14 protein-coding genes are annotated in these 14,715 nt (G+C 52.5%); 3 read left to right on the forward strand and 11 right to left on the reverse strand.

The window, feature by feature from the left end; genetic code table 11:
• Nucleotides 1–22: 22 nt before the first annotated feature.
• The 3 genes from ACSPHG_RS17100 to ACSPHG_RS17110 form a co-directional block, all read right to left on the reverse strand.
• Nucleotides 23–2,863, reverse strand: a complete 2,841-nt coding sequence (locus ACSPHG_RS17100) for an outer membrane usher protein (protein WP_435954688.1) — start codon at nt 2,861–2,863, stop codon at nt 23–25.
• Between the two features lie 60 nt (nt 2,864–2,923).
• Nucleotides 2,924–3,661, reverse strand: a complete 738-nt coding sequence (locus ACSPHG_RS17105; protein WP_435954689.1) for a fimbrial chaperone — start codon at nt 3,659–3,661, stop codon at nt 2,924–2,926.
• A gap of 66 nt (nt 3,662–3,727) precedes the next feature.
• Nucleotides 3,728–4,369, reverse strand: a complete 642-nt coding sequence (locus tag ACSPHG_RS17110) for a fimbrial protein (protein WP_435954690.1) — start codon at nt 4,367–4,369, stop codon at nt 3,728–3,730.
• A gap of 344 nt (nt 4,370–4,713) precedes the next feature.
• Here ACSPHG_RS17110 and ACSPHG_RS17115 point away from each other — a divergent pair, with 344 nt between their 5' ends.
• The 3 genes from ACSPHG_RS17115 (at nt 4,714) to ACSPHG_RS17125 (ending at nt 7,335) form a co-directional block, all read left to right on the forward strand.
• Complete coding sequence (locus ACSPHG_RS17115; RefSeq protein WP_435954691.1) at nt 4,714–4,968, forward strand: hypothetical protein; 255 nt, start codon at nt 4,714–4,716, stop codon at nt 4,966–4,968.
• 100 nt (nt 4,969–5,068) lie between these two features.
• Nucleotides 5,069–6,007 carry a LysR substrate-binding domain-containing protein gene (locus ACSPHG_RS17120; RefSeq protein ID WP_435954692.1) on the forward strand — a complete coding sequence of 313 codons (939 nt, stop codon included), beginning with the start codon at nt 5,069–5,071 and terminating at the stop codon, nt 6,005–6,007.
• A 260-nt stretch (nt 6,008–6,267) separates the two neighbouring features.
• Nucleotides 6,268–7,335, forward strand: a complete 1,068-nt coding sequence (locus tag ACSPHG_RS17125; RefSeq protein WP_435954693.1) for a glycosyltransferase family A protein — start codon at nt 6,268–6,270, stop codon at nt 7,333–7,335.
• A gap of 13 nt (nt 7,336–7,348) precedes the next feature.
• On the opposite strand, the gene ACSPHG_RS17130 is transcribed toward ACSPHG_RS17125, so the two are convergent.
• From ACSPHG_RS17130 to fliH, 8 genes are read right to left on the reverse strand one after another with little or no spacing between them, the layout of a single operon-like run.
• Entirely contained in the window at nt 7,349–7,996 is a 648-nt protein-coding gene (locus tag ACSPHG_RS17130; RefSeq protein ID WP_435954694.1) for a hypothetical protein, read from the reverse strand.
• Nucleotides 7,997–8,053: 57 nt separating this feature from the next.
• Nucleotides 8,054–8,776, reverse strand: coding sequence for a class I SAM-dependent methyltransferase (locus tag ACSPHG_RS17135; protein WP_435954695.1), 723 nt, complete (start codon nt 8,774–8,776; stop codon nt 8,054–8,056).
• Nucleotides 8,766–10,961 (reverse strand): glycosyltransferase family 9 protein, encoded by a 2,196-nt coding sequence (locus ACSPHG_RS17140; protein WP_435954696.1) that lies wholly within the window; start codon nt 10,959–10,961, stop codon nt 8,766–8,768. The genes ACSPHG_RS17135 and ACSPHG_RS17140 overlap by 11 nt, the downstream gene beginning before the upstream one ends.
• 59 nt (nt 10,962–11,020) lie before the next feature.
• The gene (locus tag ACSPHG_RS17145; protein ID WP_435954697.1) at nt 11,021–11,800 is read right to left on the reverse strand and encodes an FkbM family methyltransferase; all 780 of its coding nucleotides are present in this window, start codon (nt 11,798–11,800) and stop codon (nt 11,021–11,023) included.
• Between the two features lie 23 nt (nt 11,801–11,823).
• Entirely contained in the window at nt 11,824–12,216 is a 393-nt protein-coding gene (locus ACSPHG_RS17150; protein ID WP_435954698.1) for an FAD synthase family protein, read from the reverse strand.
• Between the two features lie 4 nt (nt 12,217–12,220).
• Nucleotides 12,221–12,664: a flagellar export protein FliJ gene (gene fliJ / locus ACSPHG_RS17155; protein WP_435954699.1), complete on the reverse strand. Its 444-nt coding sequence runs from the start codon at nt 12,662–12,664 to the stop codon at nt 12,221–12,223.
• Nucleotides 12,661–14,004 carry a flagellar protein export ATPase FliI gene (gene fliI / locus ACSPHG_RS17160; protein WP_435954700.1) on the reverse strand — a complete coding sequence of 448 codons (1,344 nt, stop codon included), beginning with the start codon at nt 14,002–14,004 and terminating at the stop codon, nt 12,661–12,663. Before fliI ends, fliJ begins: the two co-directional genes overlap by 4 nt.
• The gene (fliH, locus tag ACSPHG_RS17165) at nt 13,994–14,707 is read right to left on the reverse strand and encodes a flagellar assembly protein FliH (RefSeq protein WP_435956048.1); all 714 of its coding nucleotides are present in this window, start codon (nt 14,705–14,707) and stop codon (nt 13,994–13,996) included. The genes fliI and fliH overlap by 11 nt, the downstream gene beginning before the upstream one ends.
• Nucleotides 14,708–14,715: the final 8 nt, after the last annotated feature.

The following is a 14,715-nucleotide window of genomic DNA, read 5'->3' on the forward strand; positions in this document are numbered from 1 at the left end:
CCTGTCAAATGTAATATTCATCTTATTTAACTTCCGCCAGCGGAATGCACTTCACATCATCAAGAATGATAGTGGCGCGCATGGCGCTGGTGCTGGTTTGCAAATCGTAAGTTGCAATACAGCTTTGATCTGCTGTCGCGCCCCAAACCACTTTAATTTTTCCGCTCGCGTCAATACCGCGAACAAATGCCTGGCCTGCCTGGCCGACGGAACCGACTTCACGCCCGTCCAGGGTGGTGACCGTTGCGCCCAGAGGAATAAAGCCCTTGTCGATACGGTGCAGATTCATCAGCACCGACTGCCCCTCTACGGTGTCGAACTTCACGCGCACCACGGAGCCCGCTCTTGGAACGACCTTACTGCTGGTATTCTCCACTTCAACATCGGCGTCCATATCGCTGATATCGATGCCGACATCATTTTCACGATAGGGCGATAACCCCGTGCTTACGGCATAGCCGCGTGAATCAATACGGCCAAAGCCGCTACTCGCCTTGGCGCCACGCGCGCCTGGCGCATTCAGGATCACAATGCTGTCCGTATCACTGATACTTTCCGACGACCAGGTTACCCCGCCCGAATGCAAAACAACGCCGCCGCTGTTGCTCAGAGAGAACTGGCGGCCGTGATTATTATCGGCAGAAACTGAAGCGCTCAGCGGACCATACTGTGAGTTGTAGGTTCCAAAGCCGCCTATCTGCCCAAGATTTTTGTCATCTTTAACAACATTGTATGCCGTGTTAATGCCGTAGCTGACCCTGCCATCATTGGAAAGGCCGTTGGTGGACAGGTTCGTCTGCGCCCCGCCTTTCATATCGCTGCTCACGCTGGCATTCAGCGTGTCGAAAAGTGGGCGCTCCGGTGAGCCCAAATTGCCGCCAAATAGCCTTTGCAGCGGAATGCTGAAGTTGACGTATACGCTGTCATCCTTGTTTCCATCTCGATCGTAGCTGCGCTGAAGGTTAATACTGTATGTGCCCCAGCTTCCCATCGAGCCGCTGTAGCCGCCGGTAAACTGGGTTGTCAGCTTGTCCACGCCCCAGTAGTCCTGCCAGCTGCCGCTCAGAAAAAGGGATCCATAGTTATCCTCCGGCGTTCCGAGCGGCTGAGAGAGGCTCAACTGGACCTGGCTGCGTAGCCCGCGATAGTCGTCACGGTCTTTGAGCACGCCATTTTTGACGTCGTCAATCATCTGTACGGCGTCGCTCAGCGTCAGGTAATCGCTTGTCGAATAACGGTATGCCGCCACGTTAAACGAGGTGTTAGTCGACTCGATAAGCTTGCTGTAGGTCACACGTAAGCTCTGGCCTTTCATATTGTCGGCATTCGGTACCATCGCCGAGGACTGCGTGATATCCAAAGCAAAGGCGCCGATCGGGGTATTCATTGCCAGGCCAAGAAGCCCGGCATAGAAACCGCTGTTGGTTGCCTGTACGCCAGCGTAGCCGGTAAAGGTGTTATTGATGCCGTGATAATAGTTTCCCTGAACCATATACGGTTTGGTGAACAGGTTATCCTGGCTAAACTGGCCCGCTGCAATTTCCCAGCGGCTGGTCCCGGGCCGCTGCATCTGTACCACGGAGGTAAATGGCACGGTGAAATAACGTTTGCTGCCGTCGGCCTCTTCAATGGTGACGTCAAGCCCGGTACCGGAACTCCCCGGCGCAAGATCGGTTATCTCAAAAGGGCCGGGCGGAACCGTGGTTTGTGAAAGCGTATTGCCGTTCTGCTTCACGGTAACCTTGGCGTTAGTCTTTGCGACGCCGCGAATAATCGGCGCGTAGCCGTTCATTGAGCTTGGCTGCATGCGGTCATCGCTGTAAAGGCGCACACCATTAAGACTGACCGAGTCAAAGCTGTCGCCGCTGGTGTAGCTGTTCCCGGCAATCATCTGCGCTTTTAGCGCCGTGATATCCCGCTGAACGTAGATATTCTGGCTGTTATATTTCGCGCCGGATACTTCGTCCCAGTTAACAGAGCCCTGCGAGCGGAAATGCCAGGCGCCGATGTTTAAGCCGTACTTCAGCCCGGCAAAAGCACTTTGCGAAACGGTTCCGTTGCTATCGGTACGGTAATAGTTTGCGTCATAGGAGACCATCGCGGCATTAACGCCGTCCTCCCACAGGGAAGGATCGACATATCCCTGCGGCTGAAACTTAATGTATTTCTGCGGAATACTGATATCGAGACGTTGATCCCCGTTGTCATATTTCAGACTCGCATCGGGGATAAATTTCTTGATATCAATACAACGCTTTGCGGCCGTTTCTTCGTCGTCATTCTCATCCGGCTTATACCACTCGGAATAATCCACACCCATGATATTGAGCAGTTTGGTCGTGATGCATGGCGAAGCCTGCTCCGTGCCGTTTTCAATAAAGTCGACGTTAGTGGTAGCCAGCTGCTTATCATTGATATACAGCATCACCTTATAGGTACCCGGCGGCGTCGGGTTACCTTTAGAGAAGCGCTTTAAATCCACACTCGAACTGCCCGGCATCAGAAACTGATCGCTAAACTCAACGGCGTCGGAGCTTTCATCAGACTCAACCGGGCTTGCAGACGGGTTATTTTCCACAACCGCTTCAGGCGATTTTGTGGTTTCAACTTTCTGCTGCTGTGCCTGTACCGGTGCAGACGTGTTGTCCTGAGCTGTTAGATTAGCCACTGTTTCTGCTACGGCCACTGCAGGCGGCGCAATAGCATCAGCGTTATTTTGCTGCACCTGTTCTGGTGCAGACGTATTGTCCTGGGCCGTTACGCTACCCGTTGTTTCTGGCCCATCCGCCATCGCCGGCAAAGCCGTGAATGCACACAGACCGATGGCAACAATAATCTGTGATGAAGACGGTTTAAAGTCCATAATAATAACCACGACTGGCGAATAGTGATGAATAAATTGGCATCCCGCCAATTTATGAAATTACAGCTGAACATCTTTTTTAATAGAGCCACCATAATCATTAATTGCGCTGTAGCTTATTTTCGCACCTGACACCTGCGATTTAAGCCCTTTGACATCCATTGATAAAGATGACTGAGGTGCAATCATGCCTGTGGTAATCTGGTATTCTTGGCCGTTTGCTGACACATGGCCCCCGCCCAGAGAGATATAGAACGGGCTGTCATTAGTTGCTTTGGCTTTTATTACCGAGCCACTTTGTTCCAGCGTCCATTTCAGATTCTGTGCAGCAATGGCCGGGTCGCCTTTCACCGCGGTTGGGCGATAAAACATTTTTATGCGCGAACGGAAGGCCAACTGCATCTGATTTTGGCTGTCACTGTTTTTATCTTTAGGCGGCACTTCCAGCACGTTAAACCAGAAGACGGTCTCTTTGTCCTGCGGGAGCGTATTGCCTACGGAACTGATGCGCACCGTCTGGCCACGCTGAGGATTCATGCGGAATACAGGCGGAGTGACCACGAACGGCACCTTCATTTCCTGCGGGTTAACGGTTTCACGCCCGTCGTCCAACCAGGTTTGCACCAACAGCGGCGTTGCTCCTTTATTATCCAGACGAACGGTAATATCATTCGCTTTTTCTGGATACACAATACGTGTCCCAGAAATAACCACAGCTGCATTACTCATTAATGGCGATAATAAAACCGCAGCGAAAAAAGCAGATTTAACCATTAAAGAAAAAGAATTATTTCTCATAAAAACCTCTAATAAAAGCAAGCCATCATGCGATGGCTTGCCTGGATATTACTGCCCTGTCAGATATTACTCATAATCAATAGTAAAGTTGACGAAGGCGTTCACGCGGCCAGGTTTGATTGGGTTCGCATCCACACTCCAGCTTGATGACGGAACATAACCTGCTTTAAAGCTGAAACCATACTGCGTCGCAGTATCAGACTTCATGCCATCAAATTCTTGTGCAATATTATCCCCACCGATTAGCACCTGGTCAGTGCTAGTTGCAGTGTTGTTATAAATTGCAATGGCCACGTTTTCCGCGGTAGAGCCATCAGAACTGGTAGATGGGATTAATGTGCTGTTAATCAGGTCAACACCCTGCGCATTACCCGTGTTAGTGAACTTGAACTTGGCTTTGTCAACAGCTGTATCATCGTCTGCCCCAGCCGATGGACACTCAATCATGATCTGGAACGGTGTAAGGCCTACGGCTGACGCGAGGGTTGCTTGTTCGACGTCAGTTCTCAGAACCGGATCCATAGTCACAATTGCACTGTGCGCCGTACCACCGTTACCCATGGTAACGGTACAGGTTGCGTCAGTGACCGAACCATTGAAAGTGACGGTACCATTATCACTTGGAACAGTGATTGCAAAAGCAGAAACACTCGCCAAGCTCAGCGCAAGAACAGAAACCTTTAATACATTACTCATTACGTTAGACATAGAAGATCCTTCTAATTTGCAAATTAAAAAACGCTCATTTATTACCAAAGTCCTAAAGGGAAAATCACAATTAAAATATATAAATCAATATATTTACTTTGTTCTATCCTTTGGTGTAAACACATTATGCTGACGTATACATCCAAACGCGATAGCCAAAACCGAATGCATCTTTCGGTTTTTCAACATTCACCTTTTATTTCATTAAAATCATATGGATAGATAGGAGGTCAGCATGGTAAGAAACTATCATTCGAAATTCACCGCTGCATTTCCCATAAAAATTCGATATGTTTGAGTTATATTTAACTAAGTAAATAATCCAACTGACGAGGGAAAGGCACATGCTTTTGATTCTGGAAGATGAGTCTAGCTATAAAGAGTTCATGACCACAATTTACATAATGTCCGCAGCCGAAGGTACAACGCAATACCTCTCGGATAAAAATTTAAAAAAGAAAATAGACGAAATAAAACCAGATATTTTCCCAGCGGTTTGCTTAATTGATAATGATACGCCAAACCCGCCTATGGATGAGGTGTTCTTCTTTTCAGAAAACGCCTTACGCAAAAAAATAAAACCAAAGAATATTCAATAAGCTTCGTGTTTTTATTTCTTCGCCACATCAGTTTTCACATCAAAGTTTAGCTATCATCAAAGCTCTTATGCCGTAGAAACATCTCAAAAGAGAGTAGGATATGAACACAAAAAAAAGCATGACCAGTGTTTTTAACATAAACAAAGAATTCGACTTAAACTTACTCACTATCTTTGAGGCGGTTTACCATAACTACAGCGTGACTAAAGCCGCTGAGGAACTTGACCTTGCGCCGTCAAGCGTAAGCCAGGAAGTGAATAAATTACGCACGTTCTTTGATGATTCATTGTTTATTCGTAAGGGCAAGCAGTTAGTCCCCACCACCGTTGCGACAAATATCCACAATATAATTGAAGAAAGCTACACCACGCTGGTCACGCAGCTTAAAGGCCTATCAAACTCGGGGACTTATAGAAATATCGTTATTAATGCCGCTCCCTATATCGCTATGAGGGTGCTGCCCAACGTATCGGCATGCGCTTCAACGATCGTGCCTGACTGTAAAATTATTCATACCAGCCATCATAATATGATGGAGAGCGTAAGCGACGCGTTAACCTACCGCGAAGCGGATATCATTTTTGATTTTAAATCAAACTCTAATCCTTCTTTGATTTCGCATGAAATATTTGTAGAAGAAGTTGTGCTTATCTGTAGCCGTACCCATCCTCGATACGGTGAGGCTGACAACATTAGCATCGAACAAATGAAAGAGGAAAAATACGCAACCACCTCCAGCGATTACGACAACATGTTAACGAACAAAAAGTTAATCGATGATATTCTGGAAAACAGAACCATTATCATGACCAGCCCTTCGTTTATGTCCCTTGCGGGTGTTGTGGAATCGTCAGATTATCTTTCCATCATGCCCGTCTCGTTTTATGAGAAATTTAAAACCGCGTTTAATTTGAAGATGCTTAAGACGGACATTCCCTTGCCCGTGTATCCGGTTTATATGATTTACCATAAGTCATCTCTTCGTCATCCTCAGTTTTCCAGGATCATCGACTCTTTAAGAAAATGCTACAACTGCTAACGACCGTCCTTCAATTTTTCACCGGCAGAAATGAGTGTTGAAGGAACAACATCCGGTCTTCTAAGGGTCTGGTTCTGATATTTCTGCCTCGGTGTGTATTTTGCCTCGCGTACCACTAAAGAGTTATGCGCTGATTTTCAAAGAATAATTTTAATTTTATCTATTTATAAGCCCCATGGTTACCCCCTTCTCGTACCATCGCATGACCCAACCATTTTGCTGAATCTACGCAAGAAAATCCGTTGCTCTGAGGTCAACTCATGGAACTGCCGCTCGTCAGCGTGATTGTTACCCACTTCAATCATGCAAAACATATTGCCGCCGCGCTGGACTGCGTCTATGCGCAAACATGGAAAAATACCGAAGTGATCGTGGTGGACGATCGGTCCGACAGGGACGCGCTGCGCGCCATTAAGGAATATAAAAAACGCTACGGCTTCACCTACGTTGACTGTAAAACGCATTCTGCGGACGCCGTGCCCGCGCGCGAAGACAGGCCGTTAATCGAGGCGATGAGGCGTGCGCGCGGCAAGTATATTTCCATCGTCGATTCAGAAGATCTGGCCACCGCCGACAAGCTTGCCCACCAGGTCAAGCTCATGGAGCAGCACCCGGAATGCACGCTCTGCTACGGGGATATAAAAAAGCTGGAGCACAACGGCGAGATCGCCCCCTGGTCAAACTATTTTGCCAGCGGCCATCTTTTTGACCATCTGTTAATCGACGGCAATTTTACGCTGTATATCGGCACGCTTATTCGCGCCTCGTCTTTTAAAAGAATTGCAGTGACCTGCGCGGATCTCACGGGGGACGATTGGGATATTTTCCTGCGGCTGGCGAAGCTCGGGCCGTTTATTGCGGACAGGCGAACCGTCGCCGTGCACCGCAGCGACGAGGGCGAAGCCCAGCACGATAACGCGCTGATTTATCACCGCCGCATGCGGGTACTTGAAAGCTGGAAAAACGAGGCCGCCTGGCCGCAGGCGATGGATGCCTGCTGGCAGTTTTACCTTTCAGAACAGCGCCTTTCCCGCGAGGAAATCCTCGGCCTGCTGAAAGCGCGCCCGAGGGACGCCCTGCTGCATTTTTTAAGATTTCAGCACGCGTCGCAGGATAAAGATCTTCCGCAGGCTTTGCGGGTGCTTTTTCAGGCCATCAGCCACTGCGACAGCCGCCTGAAAATTTTCCCGCTGCTTTATTCCCTGGCGCTGCGGCTGGACGGCGCGAACGATATAAAAAGAACGCTTTTACAGGATATGAAAAGGCGGCTGCCGTACGCCGAAAAGCTGGACTGCTATCGGCAGGCTGCCGCGATGGTTAACGGCTAAGGAGTCGAAGCGGCTAAAGGCCGAAGCACTTCTCTGTTGCGAGAAGCAGTTCGTGGACGGGCAGCAGCACCTGGTGGTTTTTCTTCAGCAGTGCGTGCTTGTTAATCAGGGAAGCGATGTCATCTTTTACCGCCCTACGCCGCCCCACCCTGTACAGCTCGGAAAGGTAGATCGTTTCGTGCAGCGTGAAGCTCGCTTTCACCTTCAGAAACTCGCTGCCGCCGTCGTCATAGACCGCAACAATATAGCGATTGTCCGGGAGCGTGGCGGTCAGCTCGACCAGGTTGGTCTGCTTGTCGACGTAGACATGCTGCGAGCCGGCCACGTCTTCCCCAAGCGTTGCGGTAAGCTGGGCGTAACCGTCATGCTCGCCGAAGAACACCACGTAAAAACCCACGGCCAGCAGGCATTCCAGCCAGTAGGTGGAAAGCAGGCCGATAAAGTCGTCAGCCTCCTGCGGCGTAATCGTCTTTTCCGATAACACAATCAGCTGATTGATAAGGCCTTTAAGCGCCGCCGTTTCATTTAACTGCGCCATGTTATGAATAAATAACGCTTTGATGGCATCAATGCAGCTATCGTTTTTAAATCGGGCTAAATCCAGGCTGAGCTTTTTTAGCGTCTGAATAAACGCGACCTTCTGTTCAATACTTGCTGGCATTTAAGTTTACCTTTTGAATACGTTGAGATAATAGTTTTAACCAGAGGCGACCGTGATTCACGGCAGCCTAAACGCCAGGTGAAGGCCTTCAGACATATGGTAAACGCGCATATTGAACCTGTTGAAGAGAATATCCAGCGCCTTCCTGGAATAATAGGTGACGTGCCCGCCGCGCGGAAGAATATACCAGTCGTGCATGCCCTGCTTTTCACGGCCGTTATTATTCAGCGTGGTGAAAAAGCATTTCCCGTCCCGCTCGTCCAGCAGGTCGTTGATTAAAGACACCGTTTTTAGCGGATCGGGCGTGTGCTCCATCACTTCAAAATTCACGATGAAGTCGAATTTTTCCGTCGGCATGTCGCCGCTCGGGTAGAAAGGGTCCCAGCCGGTGGCGGTAATGCCTCTCTCTTTTAGCAGGTTAACTAACCTGTTGCTGCCGCAGCCGAAATCGAGCATTTTCCACGACGCCAGATCGGCAAAGTTCTCAATCAGAAAGTCGGCGTTCTGCTGCGGCCTTTTTTGCGGGAAGTCAGGGTCGATGTGAATATAGTCGTCGTTATAGACGTGGGTCGCAAAATCCTCTTCCGTCCAGTCGTCAAACGCGTTGGTGTAAATTAGCCCGCACGCCGGGCAGCGATGATAGTAAATCGCATAACCGCTGAGCGGCATATTCAGGTTATGTCGACCGTGAATATCATTGAAGTCAATCACGCCGTACAGCGGCGCCTGCGCGTGACAAATCTTACAGGTCGAATTGGCGTTAACTTTTTTAATCTTCATTTCCCTGCCTTATATAGTTGTCTGATGAGATAAACCGGCTGATTTCTTTAAACAGGCTTTGCGCGGAATAATTATTGATACAGGAATAGCGCGCCTGCTCGCCCTGGATATCGCCGAGCGGGCACCATTTATTCAACCGCTTTACCTGAATCGTCGAATTAAGCACCTTCTTGCAGAACTGGGTGTCGGTGGAAAGCTGCATACAGTGCCCGTAGCGGCACTTAAGGTTTACGCACAGCGCGTTCCAGCCCAGCTTGCCGTGGCGGAAGGCAATGCGCCTGTTCCCCGGCACGATGGTGTAAAGCGAAACGATGGCGATGTCGGACGCGCCCGCAAGCGCCACGGGGCCGGAGTCCGTCGCCACCAGCAGCTGGCACTTTCTCATCAGGTAGATGGATTCAATAATCGAGAACCGATCCACGGCGTCAACCACGGCGGGATTAGCAAAGGCGTGAACCTGCGTTTCGGCATATTTGTTGTTGGTGTTGCCAATCGCCACCACCCGCCAGCCCGTGCGGATAAAGTCCTCCGCCAGGCTGTTCCAGTTCTCTGACGACCAGGTGCGGTTGGGGTCACCGATATTGGCGTGCAGCAGCACGACGTTTTCACCGGCCAGCCCGTGCTCGGCGATAAACGCGTCGACGCGGGCGCGTTCCTCCGCCGCGATGGTGACGTCCATATCCAGGTCTTCCGGCACCGGCGTCAGGCCAACCGTTTTCACGCACGCCGCAATCTGGTGTTCGGGCGCAACGATATGCTCGAAATCGCAGAAATAAACCGCTTTTGATATTTCGGTCTGACGATAGATCGTCAGCGCGTGATCCTTTCTATCTTCCAGCGTCAGCACCTCATCGATATAGGGATTGTGTCGCGCCAGCCCGGCATAGCGCTGATGGGTGAGGAAGATAATTTTATTGCTAATCGCCCTGCGCAGGCCCTTGATGGCGGCAAGCGCAAACATGCAGTCGCCGAGGGACGAACTCATGGTGATCAGCACGTCGCTTTCGTCAGATTTGCTCAGCAGGGCATCCGTTTCATTGCCGAAGATAAAGCGGTCGGCGAATCCCGCGCGCGTCAGCAGGCGGTGAAACTTCCGCGTGGTGGCATAGCGCATATTTTCATGCAGCATGATGTTGACCAGGCGATGCGCCGGGAAGGCCAGCATATAAATGTCCGGGAAGCCGCCGATTTTTTCCGGCAGCGCGGCCAGAGCGTGCAGCACGAAGAGCGAACATTCCTGCTCGACGGCGATTGACGGGTGGCGCGCCTTCGCGTCAGCGGACTCATCGGTACAGCCTTCGACGTTCGCCGTCTGGACAACGATATTGCCGTAGCCGCTCATTTCGTCGAGCGTAACCAGCCGGTCGCAAAAGCGGTCGAAATAGCGCGGCGCATGGTTTTTTAAGCCCGCAAAGCGCAGCTGGTTTTCCGGGGTGTTGATGCAGGAATAGTTCATCAGAATGGTGTCCGATGAAGTGTATTTTTCTATTTTCTTGAAAAGATCGTGGCTGCCGCCTAATGCCTTAATCAGCATCAGCTGGACTTTACGCTCGCATTTCTTCACGCATTCGAAATCTATTTCCAGCGTATTGGCAAGCAGCGCCTGTCGGCAGCTTTTATTATTTATGCCCGCAATGAAATCCGCGCGCACAAGATGGTAGGTCGTTGCGAACAGCTCGTGAAAAACATAGAAAAGTATTTTATGGTCGGGGCGCAGCAGGAAACGAATACTAACGTCCTTCATCAGGCGATGCAGCTCGTCGCGTAAACCGGCAAGGGTATTTTTATTGGCCTCGAGCAGAAGCTCGCGGTTAACAAGGTCTTCGATGTCGCTGTCCCAGACGTGGAGACTGAGCTTTTCTTTCAGCGGCGAAAGGTGCCTGATGGCCTCCAGCGCCAGCATCGACACGCCGTAAGCGTTTGTTGGGAAATGAATTTCCAACCCTGAAAGGGAATGCCTGCCGATGATATTCAGCAGCCCGGCGAGGATTTTTTCGTGGCACTCGAGGGTTGCGATATAGGGTAGGACAATCGCCTGATGCTGTTCCAGAAACGCAACGTCCAGCCGTTTTGCATAAGGGCAAATAAATATTGCGTGCTCGTTCTGCCCGCGCGTGGCAAAGAAATTCAGCAGCTGCTGCTCTAAGGTGAATAAAGTTTGCGAAAAATATAATTTAATTTTCATTAACGATAATCTTCAGGAAGTAATTTTAAGATGAATATTCACGGTTAAAGCAGGCGCTTTTAGCGGCCCGGCGGGGTTAAAATCGTCATGTCTTCTTTCTTCAGCCCGAGCTTCGCCATAACGGCGTCGGTCATGCATAAAATATCGCACGGCCCGTACTGGCAGATGTTATAGCTGGCGGAAAGCGACGTGACTTTATTAAGGATGCTGTTAACGTCCGACTTGAGCGTTTCGATTTGAATAACCGGCAGGCTTTGCTGGATGGTTTCTCTTGCGCCGTCCAGCACGCTCAGCTCCATGCCTTCAACGTCTATTTTGATAAAGCAGACTTTTTCAAAGCTGAAGTCATCTATTCTCACCTGGCGCACCACTTCTTTTGAGGCGCCCCGCTCCTGATGCAGCTTTTCTTTTTGGGTTTCGCCAAATTCGATGCTGCCAAAGTTCATCACTTTGTTGTAATCAAAGCTCGGGATCGGAATATCGTCGTGGGAGTTGCCCACGCAGGCGTGGTGAACAAACAGGTTTTCCAGGCTGTTGAGCACGGTCGATCCGCAGATCATATACGCGAGGATCCTCTGGCCTTCGAAGGCGTGAGCCTGCCCGCCCTTCGCCGCCAGCGTTCTGGCGCAGCTTAGCGCGTAGGAGCCGAAGTTCGCGCCGATATCCAGCATCACGCTGCCGTTTTCCGCCAGGCGGCAAATCTTTTGCGCCACGTCAATTTGCTGATGGTCGAGCGCGGCACCGGTCTTCACCAGCGCCGTGGTTTGGTTGATGTCGTAGCGGTTGATTAACATGTCGCCGTGAATCGTCGGCACTTTGATGGTGTAGGGAATAGCCATGAATGTTTACTCGTTAATGAGGTTTAAATAGACCTGACGACTTCAATGATCGAGGTGGTGGATATCGAGGGCGTGCGCGCCAAATAGGTGACGGTGCAAATATCGGCCAGGGCGTCAAAGCGCCCGCACCAGTCGTCGCCCATCACCAGCACGTCGGCGTCAAAGCCGCGGATGTACTCGCGCTTTTTCTCGAGGCTTTCTTCAAGAAACACCGCGTCGACGCATTTCAACCCGGCGACGATGTCGAGCCGCGCCTGCTGCGGGTAAATCGGATTGCGCCCTTTCTTGCTAAAGTTGAGGGCGTCTGAAGAAACGCCGACCACCAGCCGCTCGCCCAGCGCCCGCGCACGGTTCAGGATGCTCAGGTGCCCGACGTGGAAGACGTCAAAGGTGCCGAAGGTGATGACCGTTTTCATGCCGCTAGCCCCGGTTCAGCCGCTGGCGCAGCCAGCACTGGGTGGCAATTTCGTCCAGCGTTTTCTGATCGCGCACGTCCTGCTCCCGCGCCTCGGCTTCGCGCTGGTCTTCAAGCGTCATGGCAACAATTTTTTCTTCACAGGCGGCCTTCACGAGGTTCTTTTGCAGGCGGTTTTCTTTGATTTTCGCCAGCGTCTTTTCCTGCTCCTGCCATTCGATAACGCGCTGCAGGCTGCCCTTGTAGCCCGCGACGTTTTTCAGCACCTCGACCGAGGGATTGACCAGGCCACCGGCACCGGTTTTTTGAATCAGATAGCCCAGCGCCTTGATGTTGTTTTCATAGCGAACGCCGAGCTGCTTCTGCTGCGCCAGCTTCACCGTGGAATCTTTTACCGATTTGTCGCGCAGGCGCTGCAGCTGGGCGAGCGTATTGATCGTCTGACTCATTTTTTAGCGTCCGTTGTTTTTGCCACCGGGAAGAGCGCGCCGAGCTGGGACTGCACGCGCTCAAGCGGCGCGGCTTCGTGGGTGTCCTGGCGCAGAAAGCGCTCGATGGCCGGGAAGATTTTGACGGCTTTATCCACCGCCGGATCGGCCCCGGCCACGTAGCCGCCCAGCGGAATCAAAGGCTTGATGTCCATGTAGACGGCGTAATTTTGTTTGAGAAGGCGCGCCGACTGCTGATGCTCGCGCGGGACGATCTGCGTCATGCAGCGGCTGATGGACTGGCCGATATCGATGGCCGGGTAGTGCCCGGCCTCCGCCAGCTTGCGGGTCAGCACGATGTGGCCGTCCAGCACGGCGCGGGCGCAGTCAACGATCGGGTCCTGCTGATCGTCGCCTTCCGCCAGCACGGTATAAATCGCCGTCATCGAGCCCTGGCTTTCGCTGTTGCCCGCGCTTTCAACCAGGCGCGGAATAATGCCAAACGCCGAGGGCGGATAGCCTTTGGTGGCGGGCGGCTCGCCGAGCGAAAGGGCGATTTCACGCTGCGCCATCGCGTAGCGCGTCAGCGAATCCACCAGCAACAGGACGTCGAAACCCTGGTCGCGGAAATAGGCGGCGATCGAGTGGCAAAGCTCGGTGGCCTTCAGGCGCATCAGCGGGGATTCGTCCGCCGGAGCGGCAACGACGATGGATTTTGCCAGCCCTTCCGCGCCCAGCGAGTGGTCGATAAACTCTTTTACCTCGCGCCCGCGCTCGCCGATCAGCCCGACGACAACGATCTGCGCCCGGGTCTGACGGGTGATCATCCCCAGCAGCACGCTTTTACCCACGCCGCTGCCCGCCATCAGCCCCACGCGCTGGCCCTTGCCGATGGTCAGCAGGCTGTTGATGGCTTTTACGCCCACGTCCAGCGGTTCCGCCACCGGCTGGCGAGTAAGCGGGTTAATCGACGGCGCGTGCGGCGGCAGTACGTGCGTGCCGCCAAGCTTGCCCTTACCGTCGATAGGCTCGCCGAGGCCGCTTACCACGCGGCCCAGCCAGCACTGGCCAATCATCACTTCCTGCGCCTTGTCTTCCGGGAAAACGCGCGCGCCGGCCATCAGCCCGGTAGGCTGCTTGAACGGCATCAGGTAGGTGATGTCGCGGTTAAACCCCACGGCCTGGGCGTCGATAAGCTCGCGTCCCGCGCTTTCGATACGACAAAGCTGCCCGGTAACCAGCGGGCAGCCAACGCTTTCCAGCAAAATGCCGTTCACGCGCACCAGCCGCCCGGCAACGCGGGCGACGGGGATAGATTCAATGGATCGCAGGGCGGCATCGAGGAGCGTGTTACTGCTCATCTTTTTCTTCCGGCGACAGGGTTTCTTTCAGCACCGTCATGCACTGCTCGAGGCGGTGCTCGCAGCCGACGTCAAGCTCCGAGGTGTCGGTAACGATTCGGCATTCGCCGGGCGGCAGGTCGGCGGACGGCGCAAGCCCCCACTCTTTGACCTTCGCCGGAGCAACGTTTTGAATGCGGTTGAACTCTTCGGTGCTGAGGTAAACGTGCATAGATTCCGGCGTCGCGGGAATGGCGGCAATCGCCTCTTCCACCAGCGCCAGCAGCTGGGTCGGCTGGAGCGCCAGCTCGCAGCGAATTACCTGCCGCGTCACCTTTTCCACCAGCTGCAAGAGGTCTTCCTGCTGCTTGCGCTGGATGTGCGCCAGGTAATCGTTAACCTGCACGGCAATCGCCTCCAGCGGCTGGGCGGCATGGGTAAACTGCGCAAGGCCTTCTTTCTGGCCCGCGAGGCTGCCTTCGGCATAGCCCGCGCGATAGCCTTCGTCCTGGCCCTTCTGCAGCCCTTCCTGGAAGCCTTCGTCGTGGCCTTCTTTCATGCCCTGCTCAAAGCCTTTCTGCACGCCTTCCTGGAAACCGTCCATCAGCTGGCGCTGGAAGTCCGCCGCCGAGATGCCCGGCGTCAGCAGTTCGCTCGGCTTTAAGGCATGGCGAGGGGGAAAGCGATGCACCCGATAGCGTCCGCGTAAAGTATCCATAACGATTCCCCCGG

This window comes from Dryocola baronae (assembly GCF_051297175.1).
Classification (GTDB): Bacteria; Pseudomonadota; Gammaproteobacteria; order Enterobacterales; family Enterobacteriaceae; genus Dryocola.

Excerpts from the sequence above, each read along its gene's own strand:
- ACSPHG_RS17145 (WP_435954697.1), bottom strand. The coding sequence starts at position 11,800 with ATGGCTATTCCCTACACCATCAAAGTGCCGACGATTCACGGCGACATG.
- fliI (WP_435954700.1), bottom strand. The coding sequence starts at position 14,004 with ATGAGCAGTAACACGCTCCTCGATGCCGCCCTGCGATCCATTGAATCT.
- ACSPHG_RS17120 (WP_435954692.1), top strand. The coding sequence starts at position 5,069 with ATGAACACAAAAAAAAGCATGACCAGTGTTTTTAACATAAACAAAGAA.
- ACSPHG_RS17150 (WP_435954698.1), bottom strand. The coding sequence starts at position 12,216 with ATGAAAACGGTCATCACCTTCGGCACCTTTGACGTCTTCCACGTCGGG.
- ACSPHG_RS17135 (WP_435954695.1), bottom strand. The coding sequence starts at position 8,776 with ATGAAGATTAAAAAAGTTAACGCCAATTCGACCTGTAAGATTTGTCAC.
- ACSPHG_RS17130 (WP_435954694.1), bottom strand. The coding sequence starts at position 7,996 with ATGCCAGCAAGTATTGAACAGAAGGTCGCGTTTATTCAGACGCTAAAA.
- ACSPHG_RS17110 (WP_435954690.1), bottom strand. The coding sequence starts at position 4,369 with ATGTCTAACGTAATGAGTAATGTATTAAAGGTTTCTGTTCTTGCGCTG.
- ACSPHG_RS17100 (WP_435954688.1), bottom strand. The coding sequence starts at position 2,863 with ATGGACTTTAAACCGTCTTCATCACAGATTATTGTTGCCATCGGTCTG.
- ACSPHG_RS17115 (WP_435954691.1), top strand. The coding sequence starts at position 4,714 with ATGCTTTTGATTCTGGAAGATGAGTCTAGCTATAAAGAGTTCATGACC.
- ACSPHG_RS17105 (WP_435954689.1), bottom strand. The coding sequence starts at position 3,661 with ATGAGAAATAATTCTTTTTCTTTAATGGTTAAATCTGCTTTTTTCGCT.
- ACSPHG_RS17140 (WP_435954696.1), bottom strand. The coding sequence starts at position 10,961 with ATGAAAATTAAATTATATTTTTCGCAAACTTTATTCACCTTAGAGCAG.
- ACSPHG_RS17125 (WP_435954693.1), top strand. The coding sequence starts at position 6,268 with ATGGAACTGCCGCTCGTCAGCGTGATTGTTACCCACTTCAATCATGCA.
- fliJ (WP_435954699.1), bottom strand. The coding sequence starts at position 12,664 with ATGAGTCAGACGATCAATACGCTCGCCCAGCTGCAGCGCCTGCGCGAC.